This window comes from Thiomonas sp. SCN 64-16 (genome assembly GCF_001725585.1).
Classification (GTDB): domain Bacteria; phylum Pseudomonadota; class Gammaproteobacteria; order Burkholderiales; family Burkholderiaceae_C; genus Thiomonas; species Thiomonas arsenitoxydans.
Genome location: NZ_MEGQ01000010.1, coordinates 15,715 through 31,123, shown reverse-complemented (window position 1 = coordinate 31,123; position 15,409 = coordinate 15,715). Strand labels below are relative to the sequence as shown.

General features: G+C 67.8%; 8 protein-coding genes. 4 read left to right on the top strand and 4 right to left on the bottom strand.

The annotated features are described in order from the left end of the window. Positions 1–58: 58 nt before the first annotated feature. The gene (gene glnE / locus ABT24_RS04130) at positions 59–2,794 is read right to left on the bottom strand and encodes a bifunctional [glutamate--ammonia ligase]-adenylyl-L-tyrosine phosphorylase/[glutamate--ammonia-ligase] adenylyltransferase (RefSeq protein ID WP_276729298.1); all 2,736 of its coding nucleotides are present in this window, start codon (positions 2,792–2,794) and stop codon (positions 59–61) included. A gap of 208 nt (positions 2,795–3,002) precedes the next feature. On the opposite strand from glnE, the gene ABT24_RS04125 reads away from it, so the two are divergent. Next, positions 3,003–7,283, top strand: a complete 4,281-nt coding sequence (locus ABT24_RS04125) for a YhdP family phospholipid transporter (protein WP_276729300.1) — start codon at positions 3,003–3,005, stop codon at positions 7,281–7,283. A 39-nt stretch (positions 7,284–7,322) separates the two neighbouring features. Next, a complete protein-coding gene (locus ABT24_RS04120; protein ID WP_276729302.1) occupies positions 7,323–8,126 on the top strand; it encodes a carbon-nitrogen hydrolase family protein in 804 nt (267 codons plus the stop codon). A gap of 182 nt (positions 8,127–8,308) precedes the next feature. On the opposite strand, the gene ABT24_RS04115 is transcribed toward ABT24_RS04120, so the two are convergent. Genes ABT24_RS04115 through ABT24_RS04105 form a run of 3 tightly spaced genes read right to left on the bottom strand, consistent with a single transcriptional unit; the run spans position 8,309 to position 11,489 of the window. Then, complete coding sequence (locus tag ABT24_RS04115; protein ID WP_276729304.1) at positions 8,309–9,715, bottom strand: aminopeptidase P N-terminal domain-containing protein; 1,407 nt, start codon at positions 9,713–9,715, stop codon at positions 8,309–8,311. A gap of 32 nt (positions 9,716–9,747) precedes the next feature. Then, on the bottom strand, positions 9,748–10,434 hold the full coding sequence (murU, locus tag ABT24_RS04110) for an N-acetylmuramate alpha-1-phosphate uridylyltransferase MurU (RefSeq protein WP_276729419.1): 687 nt from the start codon (positions 10,432–10,434) through the stop codon (positions 9,748–9,750). Between the two features lie 26 nt (positions 10,435–10,460). Continuing rightward, entirely contained in the window at positions 10,461–11,489 is a 1,029-nt protein-coding gene (locus tag ABT24_RS04105) for an aminoglycoside phosphotransferase family protein (protein ID WP_276729306.1), read from the bottom strand. A gap of 221 nt (positions 11,490–11,710) precedes the next feature. Between ABT24_RS04105 and ABT24_RS04100 the strand changes: the two genes are divergently transcribed. After that, positions 11,711–13,996: an LPS-assembly protein LptD gene (locus tag ABT24_RS04100; protein WP_276729308.1), complete on the top strand. Its 2,286-nt coding sequence runs from the start codon at positions 11,711–11,713 to the stop codon at positions 13,994–13,996. Further along, the gene (locus tag ABT24_RS04095) at positions 13,989–15,407 is read left to right on the top strand and encodes a peptidylprolyl isomerase (RefSeq protein WP_276729311.1); all 1,419 of its coding nucleotides are present in this window, start codon (positions 13,989–13,991) and stop codon (positions 15,405–15,407) included. The genes ABT24_RS04100 and ABT24_RS04095 overlap by 8 nt, the downstream gene beginning before the upstream one ends. Positions 15,408–15,409: the final 2 nt, after the last annotated feature.

The window sequence follows — 15,409 nt, the reverse complement described above, 5'->3', positions numbered from 1 at the left end:
TTCTGTCTTTCTGTTCAGCTACCCTGAACAGAAAGACCGGGGCGCAAACCGAACTCGCCTACGCCTCGGCCTCTTGCGCCACCCGCTGCGCGCCGAACACGGCGTTGGTGAGCGCCTGCACCGCGGCGCGCTGGGCCTGCAGCGTGTCTGCGGCCACGCGGGCGGCGTCGGCCCCGGCCAAGCGTTCGCGGTGCTGGATGCGGCGGAGTTCGCGGTAGGCGTCGGCGGCGGGTCGGCCGACCCCGGCGGGCAGCAGGCCCAGCGCCTCGGCCATGCCGAGCAGGGCGATGTTGCCGAGATCGGCGGTGAGCTGCGGGTAGTCGGCGGCGTATGCCAGCACCAGATACTGCACGGCGAATTCGACATCGACCATGCCGCCTGCGTCGTGCTTGACGTCGAACAGGCCGCTGGGGTTGGGGTGGCCGTCGGCCACTTTCTGCCGCATGGCGAGGATTTCAGTGCGCAGCGCGTCCGCATCGCGCCGGGTGGTGAGCACGGCGGTGCGGATGGCCTCGAAGCGCGCGCCGATGGCCAGATCGCCCGCGCAGCAGCGCGCCCGGGTGAGCGCCTGATGTTCCCAGGTCCACGCGGTGTTGCTGCCGCGTCCGCGCTGGTAGGCGTCGAAGGCCTCGACGCTAGTGACCAGCAGCCCGGCGTTGCCGTTGGGGCGCAACCGGGTGTCGATTTCGAACAGACGGCCTGCGGCGGTGTGCGCGGTGAGCCACCACACCAGCTTGCGGGCGAAGGCGGCGTAGATTTCTTGCGCCCCGTCCGCGCTGTCGTCGTAGAGAAAGACGATGTCGAGATCGCTGCCGTAGCCCAGCTCCTTGCCGCCGAGTTTGCCGTAGGCGATCGCGGCGAAGGCGGGCTGTTCGCGGTGGCGCTGCGGCAGTTCCTTCCAGCACCATTCCAGCGCCAGTTGCACGGTGGCATCGGCCAGAGCGGAGAGTTCGTCGGCCACCTGCTCGACCTTGATCAACCCGGCCAGATCGCGCGACAGGGTGCGGAACATTTCGGCGTGAAAGCCTTGCCGCAGCAAGTCCATGCCCTCGCCGGCATCCCAGCGCCCGCGCTCCGCCAGTTGCGCGTGGTGTCGCAGCAAGCCGAGCCGATAGTCCGCGGCGTTGAAGCGCTCGCTCGGTGGGGTGATGAGTTCGTCCACCACGGCGGGGTGGCGCTTGATGTAATCGGCTGCCCAGGCCGAGGTTTCGAGCACATTGCACAGCCGCGCCAGCGCGGCGGGCTGCTCGGCGAAAAACGCCAGATAGGTTTCGCGCCGCCCGATGGCTTCGAGCAGGTCGATGACGCGGGTCAGGCACACTTCGGCGGTGGCGCGCTCGGCGGCCATGCCGATCACCCGGTCGAGCACGCGCAGCAGCCGCAGCCGCCCGGTGTCGCTCAAAGCGCTGTAGCGCGGCGAGGTTTCAAGCGCCTTGAGCCGCGCGACGATGGCGTCGTGTGCCAAGCCGGCCTTGGCCAGCCGATGCCGCACCGCGTCCATGCTTTCTGGCGGCTTGCTGCAGCCGGTGCATTGCGGACCGTTATGCAGCAAGGCGTCGAACTCGCTGGCGACGAATTCGCGCACCTTGTCGAGTTCGCGCAACAGCTTGCAGCCCTTGGGGCAGCCAGCGCGCTGGCTGGCGTCGTCATCGACGAAGCCCATCGACCAGGCCAGGGCGTGCAGGTCGGCGTCTTCAGACGGCATGCTGTGGGTCTGCGCGTCGTCGAGGTATTGAATGCGATGTTCCAGGCGGCGCAAAAAGCGGTAGCTCGACGCCAGCCGCTCGGCCGCTTCAGCCTGCAGCAGGTCATGGGCAACGAGCAATTGCAGTGCGGGCAGGGTGGCGCTTTCGCGAATCTGCGGCATGCGCCCGCCGCGTACCACCTGCAGCAGTTGCACCGTGAATTCGATTTCGCGAATACCGCCCCGGCCCAGCTTGACATCGTTGGCTTTGTCGGGCCGGGCGGCGGCGCGTTTGGTGGCCTCGGCGCGAATCTGCCGGTGCAGCGCGCGCAGGGCTTCAAGCATGCCGAAGTCGAGATAGCGCCGCCAGACGAAGGGCTCGACCACTGCCGCCAGCCCCTGCGCGGCGCGCTGTGCCTGAGGCGTGTCGAGCGGCGAAACCACGCGCGACTTGAGCCAGGCAAACCGCTCCCACTCGCGCCCCTGCACCAGAAAATATTCCTCCAGCATGGCCAGGCTAACCACCGGCGGGCCGCTATCGCCGTTGGGCCGCAGCCGGGTATCGACGCGGAAGACGAAGCCGTCGCCCGTCACGTCCGACAGCAAGGGCACGAAGGCGCGCACCACGCGGCCGAAGTATTCGCGGTTGCTCAGAGGCACGGCGCCATCGGTCTGACCGTCTTCGTCGTACACGAACACCAGATCGATGTCGGACGACACATTGAGCTCGCGCCCGCCCAGCTTGCCCATGCCGACCACGAGAAACTGCGCCGCCTCGCCGGTCTCGGTGCGCGGCGCGCCAAAACGCGGCTGCAGCTCGGCATGCGCCGCCCGCAACCCGGCCGCCACCACGCTTTCGGCCAGATCGCTGATGCCGATGCAGATGGCCTCCAGCGGCGCGCCCGCCAGATCGGATTCGATCAGTCGCAGCATCAGCGCATTGCGCACCCGTCGCAGCACCGCAGGAAGCGGCGCGCCGGCTTGGTGCAAGGCGGCGATGGCGGCGTCGATCTCGCCCCGCGCGGGAATGCCCTGCGGCCAGCAGGCCAGCACCTCGTCGAACCGGCCGACATGACGACGATAAAAACGTGAAAACTGCGACAACTCCATTGGGGCCATCCTGCAACTGCGATGAGGGCGGAGCATAGGCCAGCGCAGACAAGGCTGCACCGGGCCTCACCAGTGTCTGACGCCCCAGCGCAGGAATCGAAGACGCGGCGCAAATCCCGGTCATTCCGGCAGGGAGCGCCATGGCGTTTGACTACCATCGATTCCGACGTTTCGCTCCTACTTCGCTTTTTCTCCCAGCGCATCTGCCTTGTCTCTGCTCCATCTTTCGCTGCGCGCCGCCACCCGCATCTTTGAGGCGGCTGTTCTGCTCGTGCTCACGGTGTATTTCGTGCTCGGCGCGGGCTTGCTGACCTTGCGCTACGCCGTGCTGCCGAATGCACAACAGTTCCGTCCCTGGGTCGAGCAGGTCAGCAGCCAGGCGCTGGGGCTGCCGGTGCATATCGGCGCGATCCAGACGCAATGGCACGGGCTGATGCCGCAGTTCGCCCTGCACGATGTGCGTATCGACGGCCCGCAGGGCCAGCCCGCGCTGCAGTTCGCCGCCGTTGAAGCCACGCCCTCGTGGAAAAGCCTGACCCGCCTCACCCCCACCTTCGATCAACTGGTGATCCGCGGCGCCGACCTCACCGTCACCCGGCCCGACGCCAACCATCTGGAGATCGGCGGCATACGCATCGCGCTGAACAGCAGCGGCCAAAGCGACGCCGCGCAGCAGTTCGCCGACTGGCTGTTCGGGCAAGACGAAATCCTGATTCTCGATAGCAGTCTTACCTGGGAAAACGCCGCGCAGCACGCCCCGCCGCTGCCGCTCACCCAGGTCAACCTGCTGTTGCGCAACACCCTGCTCACCCACCGCGCCGCGCTCACCGCCACGCCGCCGACCGGCTTCGGCGGCCCCATCGATCTGCGCGCCAGCTTCCGCCAACCGTTCTTTCTGCGCCATACCGCCGATTTTTCGCGCTGGAAGGGCACGCTGTACGGCGAGGCATCCAATGTCGATCTCGCCGCGCTGCAGCCCCAGTTGCCGCTGACCCTGCCCGCCACCACACAGACCGGACGCGGCTCCGTGCGCGCCTGGGCGCAGCTCGACAAAGCCGCGCCCACCGCCTTCACCGCCGATCTGGCGCTGCGCGGCGTCGCCCTGCAGCTCGCCCCCAGCAAGACCCCCGGCCCCTTACCGCCCGCCTTGCCTGCCTCATTACCCCCCTTCGCGCTCGACACCTTATCCACCCGCATGACCTGGGCGCCGCTGCCCGGTGGCGAAAACGCCAGTTTGCAGAACTTGCAGTTCCGCACCGCGCAAGGCCAAAGCCTGGCGCCCGTCACCATCGACTGGCAGTGGCAGCAGCCCAAGGGCGGCGCGACGCAGGCGCGGCTGCAGACTGGCGCGCTCGACCTGGGTACGCTCTCGGCCCTGGCACAGCGCCTGCCGCTGCCCGCGCTGTGGCACGCGCGGCTGGCCGCCCTGCAGCCGCAGGGCCGGGTCGCCGCGTTCACCGCGCAGGCGAGCTGGCCCAAGGGCGTGGCACCCACCGGCCTGCCGCCGAGCTATCAACTGCAAACCCAGTTTGCCGACCTGCGCTGGAACAGCCCGGCAGGCAGCGGAGAGCTCACGCCCCCGGCCAACCCCCGCCCGCTGATCGACCGGGGCAAGGCGGCCGCAAAGGCGCTGCAACTCCCGGCCGATCTGCCCGGCGTCAGCGGACTCTCGGGCACGCTCACCGCGACGCAGCAAGGCGGCAAAGCGCAAATCCAGCTCAGCCGCGGCGGCGCGCTCGATCTGCCGCTGATCTACGCCCCGGCCCGGCTGGGCTTCGACACCCTGCGCGCCGACCTCGACTGGAAGCGCGACAAAACCGGGCAGTGGCTGGTCAACGCCCAGCGCATGGATTTCGCCAACGCCGACGCGGCGGGCCAGGCCACGCTGAGCTGGCGCGGCGCGGCCAAAGGCATGGGCAGCATCGACCTGCAGGGGCAGCTCAGCCGCGCCGACGCCCGCGCGGTGTGGCGCTATCTGCCCATCGACATTCCCCTGCACACCCGCGACTACCTGCGCAGCGCCATCGCCGCGGGCAGGGCGCAGAACGTGGAGTTTGCGGTCAAGGGCCCGCTCGAAGACTTCCCCTTCGACGTCCCGGCCAAGGATGGCTCGTTTGGCGGCACCTTCGAGGTGAGCGCGCAGATCGAGGACGGCGTGCTCAACTACGCGCCGCGCAGCCTGTTGCCGCCGGGGCAGACCGCCAGCGCCGCTACGGTGCACGCCAACGCGCAGTGGCCGGAACTCACCCAGGTCAACGGCCAGCTGCTCATCACCTCGCACAGCCTCGGCGTGCGCAACGCCTCGGCGCAGGCGTATGGCGCGCGGCTCAGCGCGGTCAATGGCAGCCTGCCCAGTTTCAACCGCGGCGTGCTGAGCATCAGCGGCAAGGCGCAGGCGCCCGCCAGCGATGCGCTGCGCTACCTGCTCGACAGCCCGGTCAACCGGCAACTCGGCGGCGTGTTCGACCACGTCCAGGCGCAAGGGCCGATGGCGCTGGACATCGCCCTCAAGCTCCCGCTCGGCGACATGGAGGCCGCCACCGTCAAGGGGCAGGCCACGCTGCAAGGCGTGGACGTGCTGTGGAGCCGCGATCTGCCCCGCTTCAACCAGGTGCGCGGCACGGTCGATTTCACCCACGACGGCTTCCGTGTGGCGCTCAGGGCTCCGGATGTGCTGGGCGGCGCGGTTCAACTCAGCGGCGGCCAGCAACCGGGCGAGCCGCTGCAGTTGCTGGCCAGCGGCGGCTTCAGCAGCGCCGGGCTGCGCGCCGCCCAGCCGCAGTGGATGCAGACGCTGGGCAAAGTGTTGCAGGGCCAGTCCACCTATACCCTGCGCATCACCCAGCCGCGTCGCAGCGCCAGTCCGCCCGGAGCCGCGCAGCCCGGCACCTCACCGGAACCCACGCTGGAACTGCGCAGCAATCTGGTGGGCGTCGCCATCAACCTGCCGCCGCCGCTGGGCAAGCCTGCGGACGCGCCCGAGTCGCTGCTTTACACCCGCACCCCGCTGCCCGCCGCCACTAATGGCGCCCGCCGCAATACGGTGCAGATCGACCTGGGCGGCATCGCCCGCGCCCGCTACGCGCTGGAAGATCCGCTGCCCGCGGCAGCGGGCTCCAGCGCGTCGGCAGAAGATTTTCGCGTGCTCAGCGGCGCACTGGCCATCGGCCCGCAGGCCGCGTTGCCGCAACCCAGCTCCGGCGTGCAGGCCAATGTGCAACTGCCGCTGCTCGATCTCGATGCCTGGGAAGCCGCAATCAAACCCCTGCTGCCCGACACCTCGGCGCAGACGCCCGTGGTGTTTCGCGGCAACAGTGACCGCGGGCTGATCGGGCTGCTGCCCACCACCGCGGCGCTGGACATCGGCCGCCTCACGCTGATGCACCGCGTGATCAATCAGGTCGTGGTCGGCGGCAACCGCAGCGGCGATCTGCTGCAGGCCAATGTGAATTCGCGCCAGATGTCGGGCTATATCGGCTGGCAGATCGGCAGCGGCAACAACCCCGGCACCCTGAGCGCCCGGCTGGCGCGGCTGGAACTCCCCAAGTCGAGCGACTCCGACGTGGAAAACCTGCTCGACGAACAACCCAAGAGCATTCCCGCGCTGGACATCGTGGCCGACAACGTCGATCTGCACGGCCATCACTTCACCCGTCTCGAAGTACAGGCCGTCAACCGCGGCCGGGTCGATGACAGCAAGGTGTGGCAGCTCACCCACTTCCAGCTCTCCGCGCCCGGCGGCGTGCTCACCGGCAGCGGCGCCTGGGCCACCGTGGGCTCGCAACTCACTGTGCCCGGCAGCGCCGATTCCGCCTCGCCCGCGCGGCGCACGACCATGCAGTTCAAGCTCGACATCCTTGACGCCGGCAGCCTGCTCGCCACCCTGGGCAAACCGGGCCTGCTCAAAGGCGGCAAGGGCGACATCAGCGGTAACCTGGCCTGGCTGGGCTCGCCGCTGAGTCTGGACTTTCCCAGCCTGGACGGGCAGTTCAATCTGCAGCTCGGGCAGGGCCAATTTCTCAAGGCCGACCCCGGCATCGCCAAGCTGCTGGGCGTGCTCAGCCTGCAAAGCCTGCCGCGCCGCTTCACCCTCGATTTCCGCGACCTGTTCTCGTCCGGCTTCGCCTTCGACAAGGTCGACGCCGACGTGAACGTGGCCAGCGGCATCGCCACCACCCGCGACTTCCGCATGAGCGGTGTGGCCGCTTCGGTGCGCATCGAAGGCAGCACCAACCTGGCCGCCGAAACGCAGAATCTACGCGTGGTCGTCGTGCCCAACATCAACGCTGGCGCGGCCTCGCTGGCCTATGCCCTGATCAACCCCGTCATCGGTCTGGGCACTTTCCTGGCGCAATACATCGCCCGCGAACCCCTGGCGCGCGCCTTCACCCATGTGTACGACATCACCGGCACCTGGCTCACCCCCATCGTCACCGAAGCCTCGCTGAACGCCCCCAAACCCGCAGACGCCACGCCCGCCACGCCCTGACGTAAGCTGGGGCCATCCACCGATTCACTGCATGCCGCCATGAAAATCGCCGCCCTTCAAATGGTTTCCGGCACCTCCGTTGCCGCCAATCTGCAACGCGCCCAAAGCCTGCTCGAACAGGCCGCGGCCCAAGGCGCGCGGCTGGCCGTGCTGCCCGAATATTTCTGCCTCATGGGCCAGACCGACGCCGACAAAGTGCGCGTGCGCGAAAAACCCGGCAGCGGCCCGATTCAAGACTTTCTTGCCAGCACCGCCCGCCGCCTCGGCCTGTGGGTCGTCGGCGGCACCCTGCCGCTGGAAAGCCCCGACCCCAACCGCGTACTCAACTCCACCCTGGTGTTCAACCCCGCGGGCGAACTGGCCGCGCGCTACGACAAAATGCACCTGTTCGCCTTCCAGCGCGGCACTGAGCGCTACGCCGAAGCCGACAGCATCACCCCCGGCGCCCAACCCGTGGCGTTCGACTGCGAAGGCTGGCGCATGGGTCTGACCATCTGCTACGACCTGCGCTTTCCCGAGCTGTTTCGGGCGCTGTCGCAGCCGTCCGCGTGCGATGCCTACCTGCTGCCCGCCGCATTCACCCACACCACCGGCGAAAAGCATTGGGAAGTGCTGCTGCGCGCCCGCGCCATCGAAAACCTCGCTTACGTCGTGGGCAGCGCGCAGGGCGGCGCGCATGAAAACGGCCGCCGCACCTGGGGCCACAGCATGGTCATCGACCCTTGGGGCGACGTGCTGGCGATGCAGGCTGAAGGCGAGGCCGTGGTCACCGCCACCCTGGATCACGACCGCATCGCCAGACACCGCGAAAGCCTGCCCGCGCTGGGGCATCGGGTGGTGTGATTTGGGTGATGCCCAAGCGCTGCGGATAGCTCAATAATCCGCGAGGCGAAACCCGCCGTTCACGCCCTGGATTTGTTGTCGATGCGCCGCGAGCGGTTGCGCGTGGCCAAGATGGCCATGTGGATTCTGCTGCAGCGCCGCCGAGACCTCTCGAACGCATCACAGGCCGCTTGCCCGGGCGCTCAACCCCGCATCACGGCCTCGATGTCGGCCACGGTTTTAGGGGCGGCGGCGGTGAGCACCTCGCAGGGCTGGCCGTCAGCGCGCACGGCGATATCGTCTTCGATGCGGATGCCGATGCCGTGGAATTCGGCGGGCAGGTCGTCGGCCGCGCGCACGTATAGACCCGGCTCGATGGTGAGCACCATGGCTTCGCGCAGGATGCGCGCGGGGCGTTTGCGGCTGCCGTCGGGCTGGATTTCGATCGCTTGCCCCGGCTCGGCGTAGTCGCCGCAGTCGTGCACGTCCATGCCCATCCAGTGGCTGGTGCGGTGCATGTAGAAGCGCTTGTAAGCGCCGGTGGCGATGACGGCGTCCACATCGGGCGCGGCGTTGCGCGCAATCAGGCCATGATCGAGCAGACCCTGCGCCAGAATGCGCAAGGCGGCGTCGTGCGGGTCGGTGAAGCGGGCGCCTTCGACGCTGGCCTCAATCGCGGCCGATTGCGCGGCGAGCACCACGTCGTACAGCGCGCGCTGCGGGCCGGTGAAGCGGCCGTCGGCGGGGAAGGTGCGGGTGATGTCGCTGGCGTAGCCGTCGAGCTCGCAGGCGGCGTCGATCAGCACCAGGTCGCCCGCGCGCACCGGAGCGTCGCTGGCGCGGTAGTGCAGCACGCAGGCATTGGCGCCCGCGGCGACGATGGAGCCATAGGCCGGGGCTTGCGATCCGCCCTGACGAAAGGTGTGGAGCAGTTCGGCTTCGAGGTGATATTCGCGCAGCCCTTGCGACGGCGGTTGCAGCAGGCCGCGACGGCTGGCCTGCATGGCGCGAATGTGACCTTGCGCGGAGATGGTTGAGGCGCGGCGGATCACGTCCAGTTCATACGGATCTTTGAACAGCCGCATGTCGTCGAGGATGGCGCACAGATCGTGCTGGGTGCGCGGCGCGGTCACCCCGGCACGGGCCTGGGCGCGCACGGCCGCCAGCCAGCGTTCCACCTGGGTCTCCAGCCCCGCGTGCACGGCGAAGGGCCACCACACCGCGGGCTGGTCGGCGAGCAGCTTGGGCAGCTCGGTCTCAAGGCTGTTGATGGACAGGGCCGCGTCGAAGCCGAAGGCCTCGCGCGCGGCTTCCGGGCCCCAACGGAAGCCGTCCCAGATTTCGCGCTCCACGTCTTTGTCGCGGCAGAACAGCACGCTGCGGCTGCTGCCCGAAGCGGTCACCTGCAGCGCCAGCAGGCTGTGCGGTTCGGTGAAGCCGGTGAGGTAGTAGAAATAGCTGTCGTGCCGGTAGGGATAGTCGGCGTCGCGGTTGCGCATCGCCTCGGGTGCGGTGGGCAGCAGGGCCACGCCGCCGCCAGCGGCGGCGAGCTGGCGCACCACTTCAGCGCGGCGGGTGGCGCAGCGGACGAGCAGATTGGAATCGGGCATGAGCGTGTTCGAAAAAGGCAATGGATGCAAGCCTAGCCTGCGCCGCGCAATTGCGCATCCAGCGCGGCCAATTGTTCGGGCGTGCCGACGTTGTGCCAGGGGCCGCTGAACACTTCGCCGCTCACCCGCCCGGCATCGGCTGCGCCATAGAGCCAGGGAAACAGCTTCCAGGACTGCGCCCGGGGCTGCCCCGCGAACAGCGCGGGATGAAACACGCCGATATTGCCGTAGTTCAGCCGCGCGCCCTCGCGCCGGATGCGGCCCTGCGCGTCCAGCGCCATGTCGCCGCTGCGGTTGTGCTCGGGGTTGGGGGTGAGAACGAGATGCGCCGCGGTGCGCTGCGGATCGGCTGCGAGGGTTTCGGCCGCCGCGTGCAGACTCGCGTAATCGAATGGGGTGTAGATGTCGGCGCTGACCACGAGGAAGGGCGCGGCGCCGAGCAGGGGCAGGGCGGTGGCGATGCCGCCGCCGGTCTCATAAGCCTGCGCGGGCTCGGGCGAGTAGCGCAGGCGCACGCCCCAGGCGCTGCCGTCGCCCAGCGCAGCGGGAATCTGCGCCCCCAGCCAGCCGGTGTTGATGACGAGGTCGCGCCAGCCGCCCGCGGCCAATCGTTCGATCTGCCAGACGATCAGCGGCTTGCCCCCCACAGCCAGCAGGGGCTTGGGATAAGCGTCGGTGAGGGGCCGCATGCGCTGCCCGCGTCCGGCAGCAAGAATCATGGCGCGCTTGGGCAGACTGTTCACGTTCAGAAGGTGTAGCCCACCAGTGGGCTGCGCCGCTCGATCTGGTCGAGCAACTGCAGCAGCGGCTTGAAGGCGCCGTAGCGCGCCGCCACCAGCCGGGTGTGTTTCAGCACTACCGGCAGGTCGCCGAGATACTGCGCCTTGCCGTCGCGGTGATACAGCCGGGCGAAGATGCCCAGTACCTTGAGCGCGCGCTGCAGGCCCATCCAGTCGAGGTCGCGGTAGAAGTCGGCGGCGTCGGCCGCCACCGGCAGCCCCGCTTTGCGAGCGCGCTCCCAGTAACGGATGGCCCAGTCGAGCTGCTGCTCTTCGGGCCAGGCGATATAGGCGTCGCGCAGCAGCGAGACCAGGTCGTAGGTGATGGGGCCGATCACTGCATCCTGAAAGTCGAGCACGCCGGGGTTGCGCTCGGGCGTGACCATCAGATTGCGGCTGTGCCAGTCCCGGTGCACCAACACCTGCGGTTGCGCCAGGTTGTTGGCGATCAGTGCGGCGAATAGGCCCTGCAGCGCAGCGCGTTGCGCGTCGCTGAGCGCATGGCCGTGGTGACGCTGCACGAACCACTGCGGGAACAGATCGAGCTCGCGCTGCAGCAGGGCGGCGTCGTAAACCGGCACGACGCCCGCGCCGTCGATGCGCTGCAGCGAGACCAGCGCGCCGAGCGCGTCGCGCATCAGGCCGTCGGCGCGATCAGGCTGGGCATTGATAGCCTGCAGATAGGTGGTCTGCCCCAGATCGGTGAGCAACAAAAAACCCTGCGCCACGTCTTGCTCCAGCACCTGCGGCGCCTGCACGCCGCCTTCGGCCAGCAGTTGGGCGATGCGCACGAAGGGCCGCACGTTTTCCATCGGCGGCGGTGCGTCCATCACGATCCGCGAACCGCCCGCCGCCTGAACACGGAAGTAGCGGCGGAAGCTGGCGTCGCTGGAAGCGGGCTGCAGACTCTCAAGCTCTAACTGGTGCGCCGGGGCGATGTCCTGCAACCAATGTTGCAGGGCCTGGGCGCGGGTGTCGGGGTCGGTGGCGGGCATGGAATGGGACAGACAAGACAGGGAGAATGGCCTCATGAGAAAACGCAGGGGCGCCCCAAGTTTTCTCATTCCCCTCGGGGGCTGACGCGAACGCGGCAGGTCTGGGGGCACTCCCTATAATCCGCTGGCATTTTAGGCACCGTTGCGCGGCCCGAATCGATCGACTGGCCGGGCGATCCGCCGCGGTTCGCCGATATAAGCCCGCCTCCCACCTGATCCCCGTGCCTTTTCCCCCGCCGTCCCGCCGCCTTCCGCGCCTCACTCTGCTGATGCTGGCGCTCGCACTGGGCTGGGATGTCACGGCGCAGGCGCAGGAGGCAACACCTGCCTCCGCCCCGCTGCAGCTCACGCCCAGCCTGGATTTGCTGCAGCGCCTGCCTGCGCAGGCCGAGGCCTTCGAGCCGCTGTTCGTCATCGCTGACAAAATTACCGGACAGAACAATATCTATGTCCACGCCACCGGCGACGTGCAACTGCGCAAGCACAGCATCGTGATCAAGACCGACCGCCTGCGCTACTACTTTGTCGAGAACGAGGCCGTGGCCAACGGCAACGTGCGGGTGCTGCGCGACGGCAATTTGTTCACCGGCCCGGCGCTGCGCATGCAGCTCGACACCTATCGCGGCCAGATGCCCGACGCCGACTATTACTTTCGCGTCACCCAGGGGCACGGCCACGCCGACAACATCGACTTTCTCGGTCGCGACCACCTCAAAGCCGACAACGCCACCTACACCACCTGCACCGCCAGCCCGGTGGACTGGTTCGTGCAGGCCACGCATCTCGACCTGAACCTGGCCGACAACACCGGCGTGGCGCGCGACGCCCGCGTGGTGTTCAAGGGCGCCACCATCCTGCCGCTGCCCTACGCCAGCTTTCCACTGAGCGATGCGCGCAAGTCGGGCTGGCTGCCGCCCACGCTGGGCGTGGACAGCCGCAATGGCGTCGACCTCGCCGTGCCCTACTACTGGAACATCGCGCCCAATTACGACGCCACGCTCACGCCGCGGGTCATTCTGCGTCGCGGCTTCATGGGCAGCTTGGCCACGCGCTGGCTGGAGCCGACGTTTTCGGGCCGCAGCCAGTTCGACCTGCTGCCTTCCGACAGCAGCGACAGCGGCAACAGTCGCTGGGCCGGTTATGTGCAGCAGAACGGCGGCCTCGGCCACGGCCTGAGCTACGCGGTGAACTACCAGCAGGTGTCCGACGACAACTGGTGGCAAGACTTCGGCGGCGTCAACCCGGTCATCGGCTCCAATCGCACCCTGCCGCAACAAGGCAGCCTCACCTACGGTCTGCCGCTGGGCTATCTGCAGCTCAGCGTCAACCGCTGGCAGACGCTGCAAAACACCGCGGCTCCGATCGGCGTGCCCTACAACCAGCAGCCCCAGCTCTACACCCATCTGCAAAGCGCGAACTACAGCGGCCTGAGCTGGCAGTTCGACTCGGCGCTGACCCGCTTTACCAACCCCACCGCGATTTCGGGCGACCGGTTCTACCTCAACCCGCAGATCAGCTATCCGGTGGTGCGTCCCGGCGGCTTTATCACGCCCAAGCTGTCGTTCAACTTCACCCGCTACGTCACCGACACCGCCATGACCGGAGGCGCCACCACCGCCGACCGCTCGGTGCCGACCTTCAGCCTCGACAGCGGCCTGGTATTCGAGCGCCCCACCTCGCTGTTCGGACACGCGCTCACGCAGACCCTGGAGCCGAGGCTCTACTACGTCTATACGCCTTATCGCAACCAGCAGAACCTGCCGAACTTCGACAGCGCCGACCTCGACCTGAACCTGTCGACCATCTACACCGACAACGTGTTTTCTGGCGTTGATCGCATCGCCGACGCCAACAACCTCACCGGCGGCGTCACCTCGCGTCTTCTCGACCCGCAGACCGGCGTCGAACTCGGGCGACTCACCCTGGCGCAACGGGTGTTGTTCGCGCCGCAGCGTGTCGTGCTCAGCGGCAATACCATTCCTGCCGGGCTGAACGACACCTTCGCGCTGGCCAGCGCCAACCTCAGCACACACTGGAGTGCGGAGGCCGCACTGCAATACAACATGCGGCTCAAGCAAAGCCAGCAGATCTCCGCGGGCGCGCGCTGGTCACCCGGGCCGTATAAAACCATCAGCACCAGCTACCTGTACCAAAGCGCCGCATCGGGCCAGATTCCGCTGCGCTACATCAACACGGCGTGGCAATGGCAGCTCAGCCCGCGCTGGTATTCGGTGGGACAGGCCAACTACAGCATTCTCGACAAGCGCTTCAACGACGGCCTGCTGGGGTTCGAATACGACGGCGGCTGCTGGATCGGCCGCATCGTGCTGCAACGCAACTCGCTCACCCAGGCCACGGCTTATACCCGCATCCTTTTCCAGCTCGAACTCGTCGGCTTTTCCCGGCTGGGCAACAATCCGCTGTCGGCGCTCAAGCAGAATATCCCCGGCTATCAGATCCTCAAGCAATCCAACGTGCCCCCGAGCCGTTTTGCCAACTATGAATAAGACTCTTCCGCCACGCGCCCTGCTGGCAATGATGCTGGCCTCTCTGGCCGTCTGTGCGCAGGCGCAGGGTTTGCGGCTGCCTCCCGGCGCTGCGGGCGGTCTGTCGGTGCCAGCACCGGCTGCGGCCACCGTCCCACCGATGGCAGCGCCGCCCGCGCTGCCCTCCACCTTCAGCAGTGCGCGCACCAGCGATGGCATTGCTGCCATCGTGGGCAACCAGGTGATCACCGATTACGACCTGCAACTGCGAGTCGAAGCCACGCGCCAGCAGGCGCAGGCCGCTGGCGCCACACTGCCGTCTGCAGCGCAGTTGCGCAGCCAGGTGCTCAACCAGATGATCGACGAAGTGGCGCTGGCGCAATATGCCGAGCAAATCGGCATGGGCGTCAACCAGGACACGCTCGACCGCGCCATCGCCCAGGTGGCGAGCAACAACAAGCTGACCGTGCCCGAACTGCGCAGCGCCATCGAGAAAGAGGGCATGGGCTGGACCACTTACCGCGATCAGCTCAAGCGCGAAATTCTCATCAGCCGATTGCGCGAGCGCAGCATGGCGCAACTCCCGACGGTTTCCGAAAGTGAAATCGACGAGTTCCTATCCAAACAAGACGCTGCCGCCGCCAGCCCGCAGGCCGCCTATGACATCGCGCAGATCTTTTTGCCGGTGGCGCAAAACGCCACCGAGGCGCAAGTCGCCGCCGTCAAGCAGAAAATCGACGCCATCGACGCCAAGCTGAAAGCGGGCGCCGACTTCGCCCAGCTCGCCACCCAAGACTCTCAGGGCGAAGGCGCCAAACGCGGCGGCGATCTGGGCATGCGCCCGGCCAACCGTCTGCCCACGCTATTCGTCGACACCGTGCGCAACCTGCAGCCCGGGCAGATCAGCCCCGTCATCCGCAGCGCGGCCGGGTTTCACATCCTGAAGCTGCTGCAGGTCAGCGGCGAGACGGCCGCGCCCACCACGGCCATGCAAAGCGAGGTGCGCGAAATCGTGCTGAGCGCCGGCACCGATGCGCAGCGCATTCGCGCCAAGGCCGAGCTGGACTCCATCGCGCAGGCGGTGCAAAACGGCAAGGTGCAGTTCAGCGAAAAGGCCCGCGAACTTTCGCAAGACCCCGCGACGGCGGCCAAGGGCGGCGCGCTGGGCTGGGTCTTGCCCGGGCAGCTCGACCCCGTGCTCGACGCCGCGTTGCAGCGCCTTAATCCGGGCGACGTGTCTGCGCCCATCGTCATGGGCAACAAGGTCGTGCTGCTGCAACTGGTTGACCGCGCGGTGCGACCGCTCGAAGCGTCGCAAAAGCGAGCGCTGGCGCGCGAAGTGCTGCAACGCCAAAAGGCCGCAGAAGACTTTGATGAGCTGGTGCGCGACGTGCGCGCCCGCACCTATGTGCACATTCCGGAAAATGACTGATC

What these genes read in the sequence shown, in the direction of transcription:
- glnE (WP_276729298.1), bottom strand. Translation starts at nt 2,794, where the DNA reads ATGGAGTTGTCGCAGTTTTCACGTTTTTATCGTCGTCATGTCGGCCGG.
- ABT24_RS04120 (WP_276729302.1), top strand. Translation starts at nt 7,323, where the DNA reads ATGAAAATCGCCGCCCTTCAAATGGTTTCCGGCACCTCCGTTGCCGCC.
- ABT24_RS04115 (WP_276729304.1), bottom strand. Translation starts at nt 9,715, where the DNA reads ATGCCCGATTCCAATCTGCTCGTCCGCTGCGCCACCCGCCGCGCTGAA.
- murU (WP_276729419.1), bottom strand. Translation starts at nt 10,434, where the DNA reads ATGATTCTTGCTGCCGGACGCGGGCAGCGCATGCGGCCCCTCACCGAC.
- ABT24_RS04105 (WP_276729306.1), bottom strand. Translation starts at nt 11,489, where the DNA reads ATGCCCGCCACCGACCCCGACACCCGCGCCCAGGCCCTGCAACATTGG.
- ABT24_RS04095 (WP_276729311.1), top strand. Translation starts at nt 13,989, where the DNA reads ATGAATAAGACTCTTCCGCCACGCGCCCTGCTGGCAATGATGCTGGCC.